This window comes from Cellulomonas wangsupingiae (assembly GCF_024508275.1).
Classification (GTDB): Bacteria; Actinomycetota; Actinomycetes; order Actinomycetales; family Cellulomonadaceae; genus Cellulomonas; species Cellulomonas wangsupingiae.
On the sequence record NZ_CP101989.1, the window covers coordinates 1,094,678 to 1,112,123 of the forward strand.

Here is a 17,446-nt window from a genome sequence, read left to right on the forward strand (position 1 = left end):
CGGGCGGGAGCCGGGCGCGGTGAACTAGGATGGTCGGTGGACAACCGGCTGATCAGGAGGTTGTCGGGGCTCCCCGACGACCGTCGGCCGGTCGCGCACACGTGAAGGAGAGGCCCGGATGGCCGCGATGAAGCCGAGGACCGGCGACGGACCGCTCGAGGTGACGAAGGAAGGGCGCGGCATCGTCATGCGCGTCCCGCTCGAGGGTGGCGGACGGCTGGTGGTGGAGCTCAACGCGACCGAGGCAGCCGAGCTGGGCGAGGCCCTGAGCTCCGTCGTCGGCTGACGACGCGCGCATGAGCCCCCGCACCACCGCCAGGACCGTCCTGGGCGTGCTCCGCACGCCGCCCGCCGTGACGCTGCACGGCGCGACCGTCGTCGACTCCCCGTTGCTGGCCGACGGGTCGGTCGACGCGGTCGCCGTGCAGGTGGCCCCGCGGCGCGACGGCGACGACGCGCTGCAGCCGCGTTCGGGCACGCCGCAGGCGGCCGCCCGCTACGGCATCGACCTCGCCGAGCTGGCCGAGCGGGCCGGGCTGACGGGTGCCGCCGGTGAGGCGTTCACCGTCCACCTGCCGCTGCCCGTCGGGTCGTCCGTCGCGCTGCCGTGGGCAGGGCTGCCGCCCCGGATCGTCCTGGTCGGGGTCGGCGACGAGAGCCCGACGGCGCTGCGCCGGGCGGGGGCGGCGCTGGCCCGTGCGACGCGCGGCCTGCGCCGCGTCGCCGCGACGGTCGGTGCGCAGACCCACCACGACGAGCAGGGTGCCGCGCTCGCCGCGCGGGCCGTGGTCGAGGGCTACCTGCTCGCGGCGTACACGCCGCCGCGGCTGACGGCCGAGCCCGCGGAGCAGGTGGCGACCGAGCTCGTGCTGCTCGGCCGGGACGGCGAGCAGGTCGCGGCCGCGGTGGACGCGGCGCGCATCGGTGCCGGCGCGACCTGGCTGGTGCGCGACCTGGCCAACATGCCGTCCAACATCAAGGACCCCGCGTGGATGGCGGACCGGGCGCGCCGCCTGGGGTCGAAGGCAGGGCTCGACGTCCAGGTCCTCGGACCGCGCGAGCTGACCGCCGGCGGCTTCGGCGGCATCCTCGCGGTCGGTGCGGGCTCCGCGTCGTCCCCCCGTCTCGTGCGCCTGACGTACACGCCGGCGGCGGGCGGGGGCCGGCACGTCGTCGTCGTCGGCAAGGGGATCACCTACGACACGGGCGGCCTGTCGATCAAGCCGCGCGAGGCGATGGTGCCGATGAAGACCGACATGGCGGGCTCCGCGGTGGCGCTGGCGACCGTGCTCGCGGCCGCCCAGGCGGGCGTGCCGCACAAGGTCACCGCCGTGCTTCCGCTCGCCGAGAACCACGTCGGGGCCGCGTCGTACCGGCCGGGCGACGTGGTGACGGTCCACGGCGGCACGACCGTCGAGATCGCCAACACGGACGCCGAGGGCCGCCTGGTCCTCGCCGACGCGCTCGCGTGGGCCGACGCGACGCTGGACCCGGACGTGCTCGTCGACGTCGCGACCCTGACCGGTGCCGCGAGCCTCGGCCTGGGCAAGCAGCACGCGGCCCTCTACGGCACGGACGACGCCCTGGTCGCCGGGCTCGAGGCGGCCGCCGAGCGCACCGGCGAGCTCGTGTGGCACATGCCGCTGGTCGCGGACTACGAGGAGGCCGTGCGCTCGTCCGTCGCCGACCTACGCCACGTGCCGGAGGACCGCCGCATCGGCGGCGGCTCCATCACGGCGGCGCTCTTCCTGCGGCGGTTCGTGGGGGAGCGGTCCTGGGCGCACCTCGACATCGCCGGGCCCGGTCGCTCCACGTCGGACAAGCACGAGGTCACCGAGGGTGCCACCGGCTTCGGCGCGCGCCTGCTGCTGGAGTTCCTGACCTCGCTGGACTGACGACCCGCAAGGGCGCCGCGACCGGCGTCGCCCGACGGCTGCGGTCCCGGCGGCGCCGGCGGGGCGTCAGCGGCGGACAGCGACCAGCAGGCCGTCACCCGTGGGCAGCAGCGCCGGGACCAGCCGGTCGTCGGCGCGCACCTGGCGCCCGACGTCCCGCACCGTCGTCGTCGCCTCGTCGCGGCGCGCGGGGTCCGCGACCCGGTCGTGCCACAGCGCGTCGTCGACGACCAGCACGCCACCGGGCCGCAGCAGGCGCACGGCCTGGTCCACGTAGCCGGGGTAGTTCTCGACGTCGGCGTCGACCACGACCATGTCGTAGCCGCCGTCGGTGAGGCGGGGCAGGACGTCCAGCGCGCGGCCGGAGATGGCGCGGGTGCGGGTGCTGCGCACGCCCTCCTCGGCGAACGCCTCCTTCGCGGCGCGCTGGTGCTCGAGCTCGAGGTCGATCGTCGTCAGGACGCCGTCGGCCGGCATGCCGCGCAGCAGGTAGAGCGACCCCACGCCGGCACCGGTGCCGACCTCGACGACCGCGCGCGCCTGGACCGCCGCGGCGAGGACGCGCAGCGCCGCACCGGCACCGGGCAGCACCGGGGTGCACCCGAGGTGCGACGCGCGCTCGCGAGCCCGCAGCAGCACCTCGTCCTCGTCGAGGAACTCCTCGCAGTAGACCCAGCTCTGCGCCTTGTCGGTGGAGATGACGGCCTCCTCGTCGCGGGCCCCGAGCGGGCTCGCCTGCTTCTGCGAGCGTAGTGCCGGGGGCGGGACCTGCGGCGGACGCGGTGCGCGTGGCGCAGCACGGGCTCCCGGCCCGCGACCCCTGTTCCGCCGAGGACGAACACCGGACGAGCGGGGGCCGCGACCTGGGACACTGGGCCCAGCGATCGACCGAGGAGTGGACCCCGCAGATGACCGCCCAGCCCGCGCCGTGGCAGGCCCCGTCCTGGGAGGAGATCGTCCGCGAGCACTCGGGCCGCGTGTACCGCCTCGCGTACCGGCTCACCGGCAACCGGCACGACGCCGAGGACCTCACCCAGGAGACGTTCGTCCGCGTCTTCCGGTCCCTGCACACGTACAGCCCCGGGACGTTCGAGGGCTGGCTGCACCGGATCACCACCAACCTCTTCCTCGACCAGGCGCGGCGCCGCCAGCGCGTGCGCATCGAGCCGATCGGGGACGACACCGAGCGGTGGGCGTCGCCCGACCGCCTCACCACGCCCGAGCGGGCTTTCGAGGCCGCGAACCTCGACCACGACGTGCAGCGGGCGCTCGACGAGCTGCCCCCCGAGTACCGCGCCGCCGTCGTGCTCTGCGACATCGAAGGGCTGTCGTACGAGGAGATCGCGGTGACGCTGGGCATCAAGCTCGGCACCGTGCGCTCGCGCATCCACCGCGCGCGGGCGCGCCTCCGGCTCGCGCTCGAGCACCGGCGGCCGATCGCCCCGTCCGACGCCGACGCCGGCACCGAGCGCGCGGAGGTGGCCGGGTGATGCACCTCGGGTCGCGGATCAGCGCGCTGGTCGACGGACAGCTCGACCCCGCCGCCACCGAGCGCGCGCTCGCGCACGTGGCGACGTGCAGCTCGTGCGCGCACGAGCTGGCGGCCGCCCGTGCCGCGCGGCGGGCGCTCGCCGCCGCGGCGGACCCCGTGCAGCCGACGGACGACCTCACCGCGCGGCTGCTGTCGTTGTCGACCGAGGGCGGCGGGCCGCCGCTGCCCCCGCCGCCGGGCTCGCGCGACCCGTTCGCGCCCGGGACGACGGCGGCGCTCCCGTTCTCCGCGACCCACGCGCTGCGCGGTGACGTGGTCGGCCGCCGGGCGCCCGCGCGCCTCGTGCTCGGGTCGGTCGCCGGGCTGGGCGTGGTCGCCGCCGGGCTGTTCCTGCTCGGTGGGCGGCCCGTCGTGACGCCGTCGACCCACCCGGCGGCGGCGCTCGGGCTGCTCGCGCACACGTCGTCGCCGGTATGGGACGACGCGCTCCCCGCCGACGACGACACCGTCGCGTGGCTCCGCCAGCAGGGCTGGACGTTCCCCCACAGCCTGCCCGAGGGGTGGCACGTGGGCGCCGTCAGCTGGTCGTCCGACGGCCCGCGCGTGCTCGAGGTCACCGTCACCGGCCCCGCCGGTGCCTACGTGGTCACCGAGCAGCAGGGCCGTCTCGACACCGACGCCCTGCTCGGGGCGCCGGTCCGCGAGATCGGGGGCCGGCAGGTCCACGTGCTGTCCGTCGAGCCGTGGCAGGTCGCGTGGCAGTCGGAGGCGACGGTCGTGCAGGTCGTCGCCGCGCAGGACGGCAGCGAGGTCGACGCACTCGTCGCGGCGTTCCCGTCCGGCGGGTACGACGACACCGTGACGGGGCGCATCGGCCGCGGCTGGCAGACCGTCTACGCCGCGTGGGATCTCCCGTGAGCGCCGCCGACGGTCCGCCGGCCGACGGCTCGTCGCCGGTCGTGCCGCAGGAGACGCCCCCGGGCGTCCCGGACGGGACGCCGCCGTCGACGCCGGCCGCGCCGGCCCCTCCGTCCACGCCAGCCCCGCCGTCGACGCCGGCCCCTCCGTCCACGCCGGCCTCGCCGTCCACGCAGGCGCCGCCGCTCTTCGCGGCACCGTCCTCCTACCGGCGGGCCGCTCCCGCCGCCGCGGCACCGGCCGCCCCCGGGGGTCCGGGCGCCGCACCGCAGCAGGCCACGGCCGGCGCCTCGCCCGGGGCGCCGTTCGCGCCGCCGGCCGTCACGCACTCCTCAGCGGCGCCGTACGGCTCCGCTCCCCACGCGGTCCCGGGGACGCCCGCCGTGCGCCGGCGCCGCCGCCGCACGCTGTCGCTCGCCTGGGTCGCGCCGCTGGTGGCCGTGGCACTCGTGGCGGGGTTCACCGGTGGGCTCCTCGGCAGCCGTGTGATGCCCGACGACGGCCGCCGCGCCGACGCGGGCCTGCCGGTGGTCCCGGTCCCCGGCGCGCAGGTCGGTGGGCGCGCCCCGGAGTCGATCGCGGGCATCGCCGCGGGCGTGCTGCCGAGCGTGGTGTCGATCGAGGTCTCCCACGCGGAGGGGGAGGGCTCGGGCTCCGGGTTCGTGCTGCGGCAGGACGGCTACGTGCTGACGAACAACCACGTCGTCGCCGGTGCGCAGGACGGTTCGCTCGTCGTCCAGTTCGCGGACGGCACGGAGCTGCCGGGCAGCGTCGTGGGAGCGACGGCCGAGTACGACCTGGCCGTCGTGAAGGTGGAGGCCACGGGTCTGACGCCGCTGGCGCTGGGGGACTCCGACGCGGTCGTCGTCGGTGACCCGGTCGTCGCGATCGGTGCGCCGCTCGGGCTCGTGGGCACCGTCACGACGGGCATCGTCAGCGCGCTCAACCGCCCGGTGGTCGCCGGGGACGAGGGCGGCACGGCGTTCATCAACGCGATCCAGACGGACGCGGCGATCAACCCGGGCAACTCCGGCGGGCCGCTCGTCAACGCCCGCGGCGAGGTCGTGGGCATCAACTCCGCCATCGCCCAGCTGCCCGGCCGGCTCACGAGCGTCGGGAGCATCGGCCTGGGGTTCGCCATCCCGTCCAACCAGGCGCGCCGCACGGCCGAGCAGCTCATCGAGACCGGTGCGGCCACGTACCCGGTCATCGGCGTGCTGCTCGACCCGGAGTACTCGGGCGAGGGCGTGCGGGTCTTCGAGGAGGACCCGCCGGACTCGCGTGCGGTGACCCTCGACGGGCCCGCCGACCTCGCGGGCATCCGGCGCGGCGACGTGATCCTGGCGATCGACGGCCGGCCCGTCACGGCGTCGGAGGAGCTGATCGTGGCCATCCGTGCCCACGAGCCGGGCGACACGGTCGTGCTGCGGGTGCGCACGGGCGACGACGAGCGGGACGTCCGGGTCCGGCTGGACGCGGCGCCGTCCGGCTGACAGCCCGGCCGGACGCGCCCGTCGCGGTAACCTGGTCGGGTGTTCGGGATCAACGGCGGCGAGCTGCTCATCCTGCTGCTCGTCGCCGGGCTGGTCATCGGACCCGAGCGGCTGCCGGCGTACGCGGAGCAGCTCGCCGGGTGGGTGAGGCGTCTGCGCGACGTCGCGCGCGACACCAAGGACCGCGTCGGTGCCGAGCTGGGCACCGAGGACGTCGACTGGGCGGCGCTCGACCCCCGCCGGTACGACCCGCGACGCATCGTGCGTGACGCCCTGCTCGACGACCCGCCGCCGCGTGAGCCGTCCCGTCCGTCGGTGCCTCGCCCCGGGCGCGCCCGGACGGCCGCGGCCACGGCGGCCCCGGCGTTCGCCGCGGCGGCGCCGACCGAGACCGGACCGGCACCGTTCGACGACGAGGCGACCTGAGCCGCACGACCACCCGCCTTCCCCCCACCCGGCCTCGGCCGACCACCTCCAGGAGACCAGCGCACATGACCCAGGTGCTGTCCACGTCGCAGCCCGCCACGTCGTCGACGGCGGGGGGACGCATCTTCTCGGGCATGCAGCCGACGTCGGACTCCCTCCAGCTCGGCAACTACCTGGGCGCCCTGACCCAGTGGGTCGCGCTGCAGGACACGCACGACGCGATCTACTGCGTCGTCGACCTGCACGCCCTGACCGTCGCGCCCGACCCCACGGTGCTGCGCGAGCGCACGCGCCGTACGGCCGCGCAGTACCTGGCGGCCGGGGTGGACCCGCAGCGCTCGATCCTGTTCGTGCAGTCCCACGTCCCGGAGCACGCCGAGCTCGCGTGGATCCTGTCGTGCCACACCGGCTTCGGCGAGGCCGGCCGCATGACCCAGTTCAAGGACAAGTCCGCGAAGCAGGGGTCCGAGGGCACGACGGTCGGGCTGTTCACGTACCCGGTCCTGATGGCGGCCGACATCCTGCTGTACGACACGGCGCTCGTGCCCGTGGGGGAGGACCAGCGGCAGCACCTCGAGCTCACGCGGGACCTCGCGCAGCGCCTCAACTCGCGGTTCGGGCCGGGCACCGCGGTGGTCCCGGAGCCGTACATCGTCTCGGCGACCGCCAAGATCTACGACCTGCAGGACCCGACGGCGAAGATGAGCAAGTCCGCGGAGAGCCCCAACGGCCTCATCGAGCTGCTCGACGACCCGAAGGTCGTCGCGAAGCGCATCCGGTCGGCGGTCACGGACGCCGAGCGGGAGATCCGCTTCGACCCGCAGGCCAAGCCCGGGGTGTCGAACCTGCTGACGATCTTCTCGGCGCTGTCGGGCCGCAGCATCGCGTCCCTCGAGGCCGACTACGACGGCAAGGGCTACGGCGACCTCAAGAAGGACCTCGCCGAGGTCGTGGTCGACTTCCTCACCCCGTTCCAGGAGCGCGTGCGGCACTACCTGTCGGACCCCAGCGCGCTGGACGACGTGCTGGCCGACGGCGCCGCGCGGGCGCGTGAGCTCGCGACGCCGACGCTCGAGCGCATCTACGACCGCTCGGGCCTGCTCCCGCGCCGGCGGGCCCGGGCGTGAGGCTTCCGGTCACGGGCCCGGGCGAGACGATCGTCGGCGTGGCCGTCACGGTCCCCGAGCCGTTCCGCAGCCGGCTGCACGACGCGCGCGTGCGGTGCGGCGACCCGCAGGCGCGCAACGTCGTGCCGCACGTGACGCTCATCGGCCCGACGGGCGTCCCGGACGACCGGATCGCCGACGTCGACGCCCAGCTCGCGCGCACGGCCGCGAGCCACGAGCCCTTCCGGGTCCGGCTCCACGGTGCGCAGACGTTCCGCCCGGTCTCGCCCGTGGTCTTCGTGGCGCTCGAGGCCGGCGCGGAGCAGTGCGCGGCGCTCGAGGCGGCCCTGCGGACCGGGCTGCTGCGGACCGAGCCGCGGTTCCCCTACCACCCGCACGTCACGGTCGCGCACGACCTGGACGACGCGGTGCTCGACGAGGTGCAGGACGCGATGGCGGACTTCGACGCCGAGTTCGAGGTCGCGCACCTGCACCGCTTCGTCTACGACGACGGCGCGTGGCGGCCTGCCAGGCAGTTCGTGCTCGGCGCCGCAGATGCCGGGGCCACCGCCCCCGCCTAGATTCGCCCGCATGGGACGTCGCAGCACCCACCACGAGCGCACCGTCGTCGCGCCGCCGGCCGGGGCCGGCGCGGCCCACGTGCACGCGGCCGAGCAGGCGCCCGACCCGCAGCCCGGGCCGCGCTGGAAGCCGGGGTTCGCCGGCCTCGTCGAGCGTGGGCGAGCGGTGCTGGCGTGGTGGCAGCGCACCCGGGTCGCGCGTGCCAACGCGCGGTTCGGACGCGCCGGGGGCGGGCTGCTGACGGGCGGCCTGGCGTACACGACGCTCTTCTCCGTCTTCGCCGGCCTCACGATCGGCTACACGATCTTCATGGCCGTCCTGGGCCGCAACACCCAGCTCCGGGACACGGTGCTCCAGACCATCGACGCGTCGCTGCCCGGCCTCGTGGACACGGGGAACGGCGAGGGCCTGATCGAGCCCGACCAGCTCGTCCTGAGCACCGGGCTCGGCATCGCGGGGATCGTCGCGGCCGGCGTGCTCCTGTTCACCGCGATCTCGGCGGTCGCCGCGCTGCGCACCGCGGTCCGCGCGATGTTCGACGTCCACACGCCCGACAACCTCGTCTTCGGAAAGCTGCGCGAGCTGGGCGGGTTCTTCGCGATCGCCCTGGCCGTGCTGCTGTCGAGCGTCCTCGGCCTGGTGGTGACCACGGCCGCGGACTGGCTCATGGACCTGGTCGGCTGGTCCGACTCGTCGGGCCTCGTGGTGCGCGTCCTCGGCATCGCCGTCGCCTTCGTCGTGGACGCCGCGCTGTTCGTCATGATCGTGCGCGTCCTCGCGGGGCAGGCGCCGCCGCGGCGTGACCTGCTCGGCGGTGCGGCGATCGCGGCCGCCGGCCTGGGCGTCGTCCGGGTGCTCGGGACGTCCGTGGTCGCGGGGTCCGTGGGCAGGAACCCCGTGCTCGCGTCGTTCGCGGTGATCGTCGTGCTCCTGCTGTGGCTGAAGCTCATCGCCCGGATCGTGCTGCTGGCCGCGGCCTGGACCGCGAACCCGCCGGCGCCGCCGGTCGGTGAGTCTCAGGAGGAGGCGGACGCCAGGGCGGCGAGCAACGCGGGGAGCCGGTCGACGTAGGCCGCGAGGGCGGCGCGCGTGCGCGCGGGCTCGCCCACGCGCAGCAGGTTGCGCATGCCCTCGTCGCCGGCCCGCTGCCCCGCCTCGATGCGGTCGGTCGAGGAGGTCATCCGCACCACGACGTGACGGGCGAGCTCGTCCGCCGTCGGGACCGGGGCGGTCCCCGCGGTCTGCCGCCCGTAGGCCTCGACGACCAGCCGCAGGCGCCGGGCGCCCTCCTGCGCACCCGGGTCGGCGTAGAACGGCACGCCGCTCCACGCGTACATCGCCAGGTCGTCGATCGGTACGCCGGGCCCTGCCACGTCCCAGTCCAGGACGCCGACGACGTCGTCGGCACCGGGCCGCGCGACGAGCATGTTGTACATCGTCGCGTCGTGGTGGCACACGATCTCGCCGGGTGCCAGGTCGCGCTCCTCGAACCGCCACCGGACGCGGCCGGGCCGCAGGTCGGCGACCGCGGCGTGGTACCGCGCCAACCAGGCGGCACCCGAGGCGAGGCGGGCGTCGGTGACCTCCGCGAGGTCGACGACCTCACCGGGCAGGTGCTCGAGGACCTCGCGCCCCTGCGCGTCGACGCCGAGGGGCGCCGGGACGCCGTCGAGCCCTCGGGCGCGCAGGTGCGCGAGCAGGGCGTGCACGGCGGGCGTCCAGGGGCCGGCGGGCCGCCGGACGGTCGCACCGACGCGCACCGCGCCGCCCACGTTGCCGCCCGGCAGCGTCACCTCGGGTCCCGCGTCGTCCGGCTCTACCCAGCGGGGGAGCCCGTCGAGCGGGCCCGTCATCAGAACGCGCGCGTGATCATGGCGCGCTTGACCTCCTGGATCGCCTTGGTGACCTCGATGCCGCGGGGGCACGCCTCGGTGCAGTTGAAGGTCGTGCGGCAGCGCCACACGCCCTCCTTGTCGTTGAGGATCTCCAGGCGCTGGGTGCCGCCCTCGTCGCGGCTGTCGAAGATGAACCGGTGCGCGTTGACGATCGCGGCCGGGCCGAAGTACTGCCCGTCGGTCCAGAACACGGGGCACGACGACGTGCACGCGGCGCACAGGATGCACTTGGTGGTGTCGTCGAAGCGCTCGCGCTGCTGCGGCGACTGCAGGCGCTCCTTGGTCGGCTCGGTACCCGTCGTGACGAGGAACGGCATGATCTCGCGGTAGGACGCGAAGAACGGCTCCATGTCGACCACGAGGTCCTTGACGACCGGGAGCCCCTTGATCGGCTCGACCGTGATCGGCTTGGACGGGTCGAGGTCCTTGAGCAGCGTCTTGCACGCGAGCCGGTTGCGCCCGTTGATGCGCATGGCGTCGGACCCGCAGATGCCGTGCGCGCACGACCGGCGGAACGTCAGCGAGCCGTCGTGCTCCCATTTGATCTTGTGCAGCGCGTCGAGCACGCGGTCGGTGCCGTGCACCTCGAGGGTGAACTCGTCCCAGCGCGGCTCGGCGACGAAGGGCTCGCCGAACGCCGGCATGTCCTCGTCCGACGGCAGGAACCGCCGGATCTTCAGCGTGACCTGGAAGGACGGCACGGCGCCGACCTCGGCTGCGGGGGCTTCCACGGTGGCGGTCATCAGTACTTGCGCTCCATCGGCTGGTAGCGGGTGACGGTGACGGGCTTGGCCCCCAGCACGACCTGGTAGCCGTCGAACGCCTCGGCCCGGCGGAAGGCCGCGTCGGACCCGGGCACCGCGACGTCGGCCGCGCCCGCGGCGACCGGCCGCCGGTACGCCATGGTGTGCTGCATGAACCGGGAGTCGTCGCGGTCCGGGAAGTCCTCGCGGAAGTGCCCGCCACGGGACTCCTCGCGGTTGAGCGCCCCGACGACGACCGTCTCGGCGATGTCGAGCAGGAAGCCCAGCTCGACGGCCTCCAGGAGGTCGGTGTTGAAGGTGCGGGTCTTGTCCTGCACGGAGACCGCCCCGTACCGCTTGCGCAGCGCCTTGATGTCGTCGAGCGCCTGGGTGAGCGACTCGGACGTGCGGAACACCTGGGCGTTCGCGTCCATCGTCTCCTGCAGCGCGCGGCGGATGTCGGCGACGCGGTCGCCGTCGGGGCGCGTGCGGATCGTCTCCAGCTCGGCCTCGACGCGCGTCGCCGGGTTCGGCGGCAGCTCGACGAACGGCGCCGTGGCGGCGTACGCGGCGGCGGCCTTGCCGGCCCGCTTGCCGAACACGTTGATGTCGAGCAGCGAGTTGGTGCCCAGGCGGTTCGAGCCGTGCACCGACACGCACGCGACCTCACCGGCGGCGTACAGGCCCTTGATGACGTCGGTGGCGTTGCGCAGCACCTCACCCTCGATGTTCGTGGGGATGCCGCCCATCGCGTAGTGCGCGGTCGGGTACACGGGCACGGGCTCGGTGTACGGCTCGATGCCGAGGTACGTGCGCGCGAACTCCGTGATGTCGGGCAGCTTCGCGTCGATGTGGGCCGGCTCGAGGTGCGTCAGGTCGAGCAGGACGTAGTCCTTGTTCGGTCCCGCCCCGCGTCCCTCCCGGACCTCGTTGGCCATGGACCGCGCCACGATGTCGCGCGGCGCGAGGTCCTTGATCGTGGGCGCGTAGCGCTCCATGAAGCGCTCGCCCTCGGAGTTGCGCAGGATCCCGCCCTCGCCGCGCGCGGCCTCCGAGAGCAGGATGCCCAGGCCGGCGAGGCCGGTCGGGTGGAACTGGAAGAACTCCATGTCCTCCAGCGGGATGCCGCGGCGGTAGGCCAGCGCCATGCCGTCACCGGTCAGCGTGTGCGCGTTCGACGTGGTCTTGTAGATCTTGCCGGCGCCGCCCGTGGCGAACACGACGGCCTTCGCCTGGAAGACGTGGATCTCGCCCGTCGCGAGCTCGTAGGCCACGACGCCGGACGCGTTGACCTCCTCGCCCTCCGGCACGTCGCCGGTCGCCAGGTCGTGGTCCACCAGCAGGTCCAGGACGTAGAACTCGTTGAAGAACTCGACGTCGTTCTTGACGCACTGCTGGTACAGCGTCTGCAGGATCATGTGGCCCGTGCGGTCCGCGGCGTAGCAGGAGCGGCGCACGGCCGCCTCGCCGTGGTTGCGGGTGTGGCCGCCGAAGCGCCGCTGGTCGATGCGGCCCTCGGGCGTGCGGTTGAACGGCAGGCCCATCTTCTCCAGGTCGAGCACCGCGTCGATGGCCTCCTTGGCCATGACCTCGGCGGCGTCCTGGTCGACCAGGTAGTCGCCGCCCTTGACGGTGTCGAAGGTGTGCCACTCCCAGTTGTCCTCCTCGACGTTGGCCAGCGCGGCGCACATGCCGCCCTGTGCCGCGCCGGTGTGGGAGCGCGTGGGGAAGAGCTTGGAGATGACGGCGGTGCGCACGCGAGCCGAGGACTCGAGCGCCGCGCGCATCCCGGCGCCGCCCGCGCCGACGATGACGACGTCGTACTGGTGGGTCTGCATCGGCTGCTAGGCCTTCCTTGCTGGGGGCGTCCGGGGGATCAGGCCGTGCAGAACGACGGCAGCAGGTCGGCCGGGCTGTTCGGGGGGCACGGGTCGAACGTGAAGATCACGAGGGTGCCGAGGACGATGACGACGACGGTCGCGACGTACAGCGCGAGCTTCAGCACCATGCGGGTGCCGTCCTTCTCCGCGTAGTCGTTGATGATCGTCCGGACGCCGTTGGTGCCGTGCAGCATCGCGAGCCACAGCATCAGCAGGTCCCAGACCTGCCAGAACGGCGAGGCCCACTTGCCGGCGACGAAGCCGAAGTCGATGGCGCTGATGCCCTCGCCGGCGATGAGGTTCACGAACAGGTGGCCGAAGATCAGCACGACGAGCACGACGCCCGACGCCCGCATGAACACCCAGCCGTACAGCTCGAAGTTGCCGCGGGTGGTGCGGCGCGACGGGCCCGGCCGCGATGCGCGGGGGGCCTTGGGATCGGCGATGGTGCTCATCAGTGGCCCCCGAAGACGTTCATCAGGTGACGCGGCAGGAAGCCGGCCATCGTCACGACGAGCAGGCCCAGGACGACCCACAGCATGACCCGCTGGTACCTGGGGCCCTTGGCCCAGAAGTCCACGAGGATCAGCCGGATGCCGTTGAAGGCGTGGAACACGATGGCCGCGACGAGCCCGGCCTCGCCCAGACCCATGATCGGGTTCTTGTACGTCCCGATCACGTCGTTGTACGCCTCGGGAGACACCCGCACCAGCGCGGTGTCGAGGACGTGCACGAGCAGGAAGAAGAAGATCGCGAAGCCGGTGATCCGGTGCGCGACCCAGGACCACATGCCTTCGCGCCCCCGGTAGAGCGTTCCGGCCGGCCGCGCGGGCGCGGTGGGCGCTGAGGACACGGTGGGGGCCTCCTGTGCAGATCGCATGCGGACGACGACGTCCTGGACGTTCCCTCACTGTAATGACCCGGACGTCCCGGACGCCCCGCCGGACGTGTCACCGGATGGCCGGACGGCCCTTTGTGACGAACCCCACAGCCCTGCCGCGCGGTCCGGGACCTCGGTCCGACGCGCCGTCGGCCGGTCGGGTGCGCCGTCGCCCGGAGGCACGGCGCCGGGCGTCCGGAGCCCGGCGGAGCCGCCCGGGGCCGCTACGGTTGCGCCCATGTCAGACGCGCCGATCGCCGACTTCCACGCCGTCGTCCCCGCGGGGGGAGCGGGCACCCGCCTGTGGCCCCTGTCGCGAGCCGGGCACCCCAAGTTCCTGCTGGACCTGACGGGCAGCGGGCGCACGCTGCTGCAGGGGACGGTCGACCGGCTGCTGCCCCTGACCGGACCGGGTCACGTGCTCGTCGTGACGGGCGCGCGGCACGCGGACGCGGTGGCGGCCCAGCTGCCGGAGCTCGGCGCCGAGCACGTGCTGGCCGAGCCCAGCCCGCGTGACTCCATGGCGGCCATCGGCCTGGCGGCTGCGCTGCTCGCGCAGCGACACGGCCCCGACGTCGTGCTCGGCTCGTTCGCGGCCGACCACGTCATCACCGGCCTGCCGGAGTTCGGCGCGACGATCCGCGAGGCCGTGGCCACCGCACGGACGGGAGCGGTCGTCACCATCGGCATCCGGGCGACCGAGCCGTCCACCGCGTTCGGGTACGTGCGCAGCGGCGCGCCGCTCGGCGTGCCCGACGCGCCGCACGCCCGGCGCGTCGTCGCGTTCACCGAGAAGCCCGACGCGCAGACCGCCGCGGACTTCCTCGCCACGGGGGAGTACAGCTGGAACGCCGGCATGTTCGTCGTCCAGGCAGGCGTGCTGCTCGGCCACCTCGCGGCGCAGCTGCCCGCGCTGCACGACGGTCTGCGGCGCATCGCCGCCGCGTGGGACACGCCCGAGCGCGACGCGCGGCTGGCCGACACCTGGCCGACCCTGACGAAGATCGCGATCGACCACGCGATCGCCGAGCCCGTCGCGGCGGCCGGTGGCGTCGCCGTCGTGCCCGGCGGGTTCGGCTGGGACGACATCGGCGACTTCGCCTCCCTCGGCGCGCTGCTGGGCGCGGACGGTGACGCCACCCTCGGCGACGAGGCGCACGTGCTGCGGGTCGACGCGGACGGGTCCGTCGTGGTCACCGGCGGGCGGACGGTGAGCGTCGTCGGGGTCCCGGACGCGGTCGTCGTCGACACGCCCGACGCCGTCCTCGTGACGACCCGGGCGCACGCCCAGCAGGTCAAGCAGGCCGTCGACGCGTGGCGCGAGCGCGGGCGCGACGACCTGCTCTGACGGGAGTGCCGGGGGTGCCCGCAGGCCACGGCGATACGCTCGGGGCGTGCTGACGACCTCCGCCGACCACCCCGCCGTGCCCGCGACCGCCGCCGACGTGCCGCCGCTGCGCACGCTCGCACCCGAGCCGACGGACCCCGCGGCACGTGCGCTGGCGGTCGTGCTCGACGGGCTGCGCACGGAGCTGGTCGCGATCCGCCGGGACCTGCACGCGCACCCCGAGCTGGCGCGCACGGAGGAGCGGACGACCCGCGTGGTCGCCGAGCGGCTGCGTGCGGCGGGCCTGACGCCGCACCTGCTGCCGGGCTCGGGTCTGTGGTGCGACATCGGCCCGACCGTCGCGGCGTCGGGCGCGCGCCGTGTCGCGCTGCGCGCGGACCTCGACGCGCTGCCGGTGCCGGACACGTGCGGCACGCCGTGGGCGTCGGTGCACCGCGGCGTCGCGCACGCGTGCGGTCACGACGTGCACACCACGGCGGTCCTCGGCGCCGGTCTGGCGCTCGCGCGCCTCGCGGCGGACGGCCGGCTCGACGTCGGCGTGCGGCTGATCTTCCAGCCGGCCGAGGAGGTGCAGCCCGGCGGGTCGATCGACGTCATCCACGAGGGCGGGCTCGACGGCGTCGGCGAGATCTTCTCGGTGCACTGCGACCCGAAGCTCGACGTGGGCCTCGTGGGCACGCGCATCGGCCCGATCACGTCGGCCTCGGACGAGGTCACGGTCACGGTCACCGGCCCGGGCGGGCACACGTCGCGGCCGCACCTGACGGGCGACGTCGTGTTCGCGCTCGGGCAGGTCATCACGCAGGTGCCCGCGGTCCTCGGCCGGCGGCTCGACCCCCGCTCGGGCGTCAACCTCACCTGGGGCGCGGTGCGCGCGGGCTCGGTGCCCAACGCGATCCCGGCGACCGGCAGCGTCTCCGGGACGCTGCGGTGCCTGGACGGGCGGGCGTGGGAGCAGGCGTCCGCGGTGTTCGCCGAGGCGGTCGCCGACGTCGTGCGGCCCCTGCAGGTCGAGGTGGAGGTGAAGCACCAGCGCGGCGTGCCCCCGGTCGAGAACCGGGCGGAGAGCACGGGCGTGCTCGAGGCCGCGGCGCGCGACGTGCTCGGCCCCGAGGCGGTCCACCTGACCGAGCAGTCGCTCGGTGGTGAGGACTTCGCCTGGTACCTGACGAAGGTGCCCGGAGCGATGGCCCGCCTGGGCACGCGCGCTCCCGGCGGACGGACCTACGACATCCACCAGGGCGACCTGCGGGTGGACGAGCGGGCGGTCGAGGCCGGGGCCCTGGTGCTGGCGCGCGCCGCCCAGCTCGCGGCCCGCCGGACCGTCGGTGCCGGGACCGTCTGATTCGCCCGTCTCGCGGGTCGGACGGCCCATCCGGCCTGCGGGAACAGGTTGCGAATTCATCACGACACCTGCAGAGATACCCGTCGGTAACATGCCGGTCACCCGCGGGTGTCTAGGGTCTGTGTGATGAAGCCGACCGGCTCCGGTGCGGTGGCGGCGCGACGGTGCGCCGGCAGGGTCACCGGGGGGCCGTGCGGCGCGACCACGAGAAGCAGGAGACAACCCCGGTGAAGAAGATCATCCGAGTGGCCGCGCTGGGTGCGACGGCCGCCCTCGCGCTCGCGGCGTGCGGCAGCGCCCCCGAGGCGACCGAGCCCACGGCCGGCGGGGACACCGCCTCCGACTTCAAGGCGTGCGTCGTCTCGGACGCCGGCGGCTTCGACGACAAGAGCTTCAACCAGCTCAGCTACGAGGGCACCAAGGAGGCGACCGAGAAGCTCGGCGCCGGCTTCGCCGAGGTGCAGTCCGACTCCGCCGCGGACTTCTCGACCAACCTCGAGAGCCTCGTCGCCGAGAACTGCAACGCCATCGTGTCGGTGGGCTTCGCGCTCTCCGCCGCGACCGTCGAGTCGGCCCTCGCCAACCCCGAGATCGACTACATCCTGGTCGACGACACCGCGGACACGGACTTCGACGGCACCAAGGACGCCGAGAACATCAAGCCGCTGCTGTACGACACGGCGCAGGCCGCGTTCCTCGCCGGCTACCTCGCGGCCGGCTACTCCGCCGAGAGCGGCGTCAACAAGGTCGGCACCTTCGGTGGCGAGCCGTACCCGACCGTCACGATCTTCATGGACGGCTTCAAGCAGGGCGTCGAGTACTACAACGAGGTCAAGGGCGCCGCGGTCCAGGTCGTCGGCTACCAGGGCGGCGACCAGGGCTCGTTCACGGGCGGCTTCGCCGCGAACGACGCGGCCAAGCAGGTCGCGGCCGGCATCATCGACCAGGGCGTCGACGTGATCCTCCCGGTCGGCGGCCCGATCTACCAGTCCGCCATGGACGCCATCGCCGACTCCGGGCGCGAGATCGCCCTCATCGGCACCGACGCGGACCTCTTCGAGTCGGACCCGTCCACGCAGGACATCGTCCTGACGTCGATCCTCAAGAACATGAAGCTCTCGACGGACCTGGCCGTGACGGCGGCGGGCGAGGGCGAGTTCGACCCCGAGGCGTACGTCGGCACGCTCGAGAACGACGGCGTCGGCATCGCCCCGCTGCACAAGTTCGAGTCGAAGGTCTCCCCGGAGCTCGTCACCGAGGTCGAGGAGCTCAAGCAGCAGATCATCGACGGCGAGATCACGGTCACCTCGTACCTCTCCGAGTGATCGCGACGCACGGCGCATGACACGACGCCCCGGGCGGACCGGCAACGGATCGCCCGGGGCGTCGCTCGTGCGACGATCGAACGAGCGCCCGCACCGCCGTCCCCACTGCCCTCCCGAC

18 protein-coding genes are annotated in these 17,446 nt (G+C 74.3%); 12 read left to right on the top strand and 6 right to left on the bottom strand.

All coding sequences use genetic code 11. The features are described from left to right. Positions 1–118: 118 nt before the first annotated feature. Together NP075_RS05125 and NP075_RS05130 are read left to right on the top strand one after the other, a co-directional pair. Positions 119–286 (top strand): DUF3117 domain-containing protein, encoded by a 168-nt coding sequence (locus tag NP075_RS05125; protein ID WP_082131650.1) that lies wholly within the window; start codon positions 119–121, stop codon positions 284–286. A 10-nt stretch (positions 287–296) separates the two neighbouring features. Continuing rightward, the gene (locus tag NP075_RS05130; protein ID WP_227564229.1) at positions 297–1,895 is read left to right on the top strand and encodes a leucyl aminopeptidase family protein; all 1,599 of its coding nucleotides are present in this window, start codon (positions 297–299) and stop codon (positions 1,893–1,895) included. Between the two features lie 66 nt (positions 1,896–1,961). On the opposite strand, the gene NP075_RS05135 is transcribed toward NP075_RS05130, so the two are convergent. Next, complete coding sequence (locus tag NP075_RS05135) at positions 1,962–2,594, bottom strand: O-methyltransferase (RefSeq protein ID WP_227564316.1); 633 nt, start codon at positions 2,592–2,594, stop codon at positions 1,962–1,964. 164 nt (positions 2,595–2,758) lie between these two features. On the opposite strand from NP075_RS05135, the gene sigE reads away from it, so the two are divergent. The 7 genes from sigE (at position 2,759) to NP075_RS05170 (ending at position 8,983) form a co-directional block, all read left to right on the top strand. After that, positions 2,759–3,385: an RNA polymerase sigma factor SigE gene (gene sigE, locus NP075_RS05140; protein WP_227564317.1), complete on the top strand. Its 627-nt coding sequence runs from the start codon at positions 2,759–2,761 to the stop codon at positions 3,383–3,385. Continuing rightward, the gene (locus tag NP075_RS05145; protein ID WP_227564318.1) at positions 3,385–4,305 is read left to right on the top strand and encodes a zf-HC2 domain-containing protein; all 921 of its coding nucleotides are present in this window, start codon (positions 3,385–3,387) and stop codon (positions 4,303–4,305) included. Before sigE ends, NP075_RS05145 begins: the two co-directional genes overlap by 1 nt. Continuing rightward, positions 4,302–5,798: a S1C family serine protease gene (locus tag NP075_RS05150; protein WP_227564230.1), complete on the top strand. Its 1,497-nt coding sequence runs from the start codon at positions 4,302–4,304 to the stop codon at positions 5,796–5,798. The genes NP075_RS05145 and NP075_RS05150 overlap by 4 nt, the downstream gene beginning before the upstream one ends. Positions 5,799–5,837: 39 nt before the next feature. After that, positions 5,838–6,224, top strand: coding sequence for a twin-arginine translocase TatA/TatE family subunit (locus NP075_RS05155; RefSeq protein ID WP_227564231.1), 387 nt, complete (start codon positions 5,838–5,840; stop codon positions 6,222–6,224). A gap of 65 nt (positions 6,225–6,289) precedes the next feature. After that, positions 6,290–7,351, top strand: coding sequence for a tryptophan--tRNA ligase (gene trpS / locus NP075_RS05160; RefSeq protein WP_227564232.1), 1,062 nt, complete (start codon positions 6,290–6,292; stop codon positions 7,349–7,351). Between the two features lie 38 nt (positions 7,352–7,389). Then, positions 7,390–7,911 carry a 2'-5' RNA ligase family protein gene (locus NP075_RS05165; protein ID WP_227564233.1) on the top strand — a complete coding sequence of 174 codons (522 nt, stop codon included), beginning with the start codon at positions 7,390–7,392 and terminating at the stop codon, positions 7,909–7,911. A gap of 10 nt (positions 7,912–7,921) precedes the next feature. Then, on the top strand, positions 7,922–8,983 hold the full coding sequence (locus tag NP075_RS05170) for a YihY/virulence factor BrkB family protein (protein ID WP_227564234.1): 1,062 nt from the start codon (positions 7,922–7,924) through the stop codon (positions 8,981–8,983). On the opposite strand, the gene NP075_RS05175 is transcribed toward NP075_RS05170, so the two are convergent. The 5 genes from NP075_RS05175 to sdhC are packed head-to-tail and all read right to left on the bottom strand — an operon-like array spanning position 8,929 to position 13,310. Continuing rightward, positions 8,929–9,765 carry a phosphotransferase gene (locus NP075_RS05175; protein ID WP_255629394.1) on the bottom strand — a complete coding sequence of 279 codons (837 nt, stop codon included), beginning with the start codon at positions 9,763–9,765 and terminating at the stop codon, positions 8,929–8,931. The genes NP075_RS05170 and NP075_RS05175 overlap by 55 nt on opposite strands. Then, positions 9,765–10,550, bottom strand: a complete 786-nt coding sequence (locus NP075_RS05180; RefSeq protein WP_227564236.1) for a succinate dehydrogenase iron-sulfur subunit — start codon at positions 10,548–10,550, stop codon at positions 9,765–9,767. Before NP075_RS05180 ends, NP075_RS05175 begins: the two co-directional genes overlap by 1 nt. Further along, complete coding sequence (gene sdhA, locus NP075_RS05185; RefSeq protein WP_227564237.1) at positions 10,550–12,388, bottom strand: succinate dehydrogenase flavoprotein subunit; 1,839 nt, start codon at positions 12,386–12,388, stop codon at positions 10,550–10,552. The genes NP075_RS05180 and sdhA overlap by 1 nt, the downstream gene beginning before the upstream one ends. Before the next feature lie 38 nt (positions 12,389–12,426). Beyond that, positions 12,427–12,885 carry a succinate dehydrogenase hydrophobic membrane anchor subunit gene (locus NP075_RS05190; protein ID WP_227564238.1) on the bottom strand — a complete coding sequence of 153 codons (459 nt, stop codon included), beginning with the start codon at positions 12,883–12,885 and terminating at the stop codon, positions 12,427–12,429. Next, positions 12,885–13,310 carry a succinate dehydrogenase, cytochrome b556 subunit gene (gene sdhC / locus NP075_RS05195; RefSeq protein ID WP_227582794.1) on the bottom strand — a complete coding sequence of 142 codons (426 nt, stop codon included), beginning with the start codon at positions 13,308–13,310 and terminating at the stop codon, positions 12,885–12,887. The genes NP075_RS05190 and sdhC overlap by 1 nt, the downstream gene beginning before the upstream one ends. Positions 13,311–13,548: 238 nt before the next feature. Here sdhC and NP075_RS05200 point away from each other — a divergent pair, with 238 nt between their 5' ends. From NP075_RS05200 to NP075_RS05210, 3 genes are all read left to right on the top strand, one after another. Beyond that, positions 13,549–14,658, top strand: coding sequence for a mannose-1-phosphate guanylyltransferase (locus NP075_RS05200; protein ID WP_227564240.1), 1,110 nt, complete (start codon positions 13,549–13,551; stop codon positions 14,656–14,658). A 46-nt stretch (positions 14,659–14,704) separates the two neighbouring features. After that, positions 14,705–16,003 (top strand): amidohydrolase, encoded by a 1,299-nt coding sequence (locus NP075_RS05205; protein ID WP_227564241.1) that lies wholly within the window; start codon positions 14,705–14,707, stop codon positions 16,001–16,003. A gap of 227 nt (positions 16,004–16,230) precedes the next feature. Beyond that, positions 16,231–17,328, top strand: coding sequence for a BMP family lipoprotein (locus tag NP075_RS05210; RefSeq protein WP_227564242.1), 1,098 nt, complete (start codon positions 16,231–16,233; stop codon positions 17,326–17,328). Positions 17,329–17,446 lie beyond the last annotated feature (118 nt).

Excerpts from the sequence above, each read along its gene's own strand:
- NP075_RS05125 (WP_082131650.1), top strand. The coding sequence starts at position 119 with ATGGCCGCGATGAAGCCGAGGACCGGCGACGGACCGCTCGAGGTGACG.
- NP075_RS05130 (WP_227564229.1), top strand. The coding sequence starts at position 297 with ATGAGCCCCCGCACCACCGCCAGGACCGTCCTGGGCGTGCTCCGCACG.
- NP075_RS05145 (WP_227564318.1), top strand. The coding sequence starts at position 3,385 with ATGCACCTCGGGTCGCGGATCAGCGCGCTGGTCGACGGACAGCTCGAC.
- trpS (WP_227564232.1), top strand. The coding sequence starts at position 6,290 with ATGACCCAGGTGCTGTCCACGTCGCAGCCCGCCACGTCGTCGACGGCG.
- NP075_RS05170 (WP_227564234.1), top strand. The coding sequence starts at position 7,922 with ATGGGACGTCGCAGCACCCACCACGAGCGCACCGTCGTCGCGCCGCCG.
- NP075_RS05175 (WP_255629394.1), bottom strand. The coding sequence starts at position 9,765 with ATGACGGGCCCGCTCGACGGGCTCCCCCGCTGGGTAGAGCCGGACGAC.
- NP075_RS05180 (WP_227564236.1), bottom strand. The coding sequence starts at position 10,550 with ATGACCGCCACCGTGGAAGCCCCCGCAGCCGAGGTCGGCGCCGTGCCG.
- sdhA (WP_227564237.1), bottom strand. The coding sequence starts at position 12,388 with ATGCAGACCCACCAGTACGACGTCGTCATCGTCGGCGCGGGCGGCGCC.
- NP075_RS05190 (WP_227564238.1), bottom strand. The coding sequence starts at position 12,885 with ATGAGCACCATCGCCGATCCCAAGGCCCCCCGCGCATCGCGGCCGGGC.
- sdhC (WP_227582794.1), bottom strand. The coding sequence starts at position 13,310 with ATGCGATCTGCACAGGAGGCCCCCACCGTGTCCTCAGCGCCCACCGCG.
- NP075_RS05200 (WP_227564240.1), top strand. The coding sequence starts at position 13,549 with ATGTCAGACGCGCCGATCGCCGACTTCCACGCCGTCGTCCCCGCGGGG.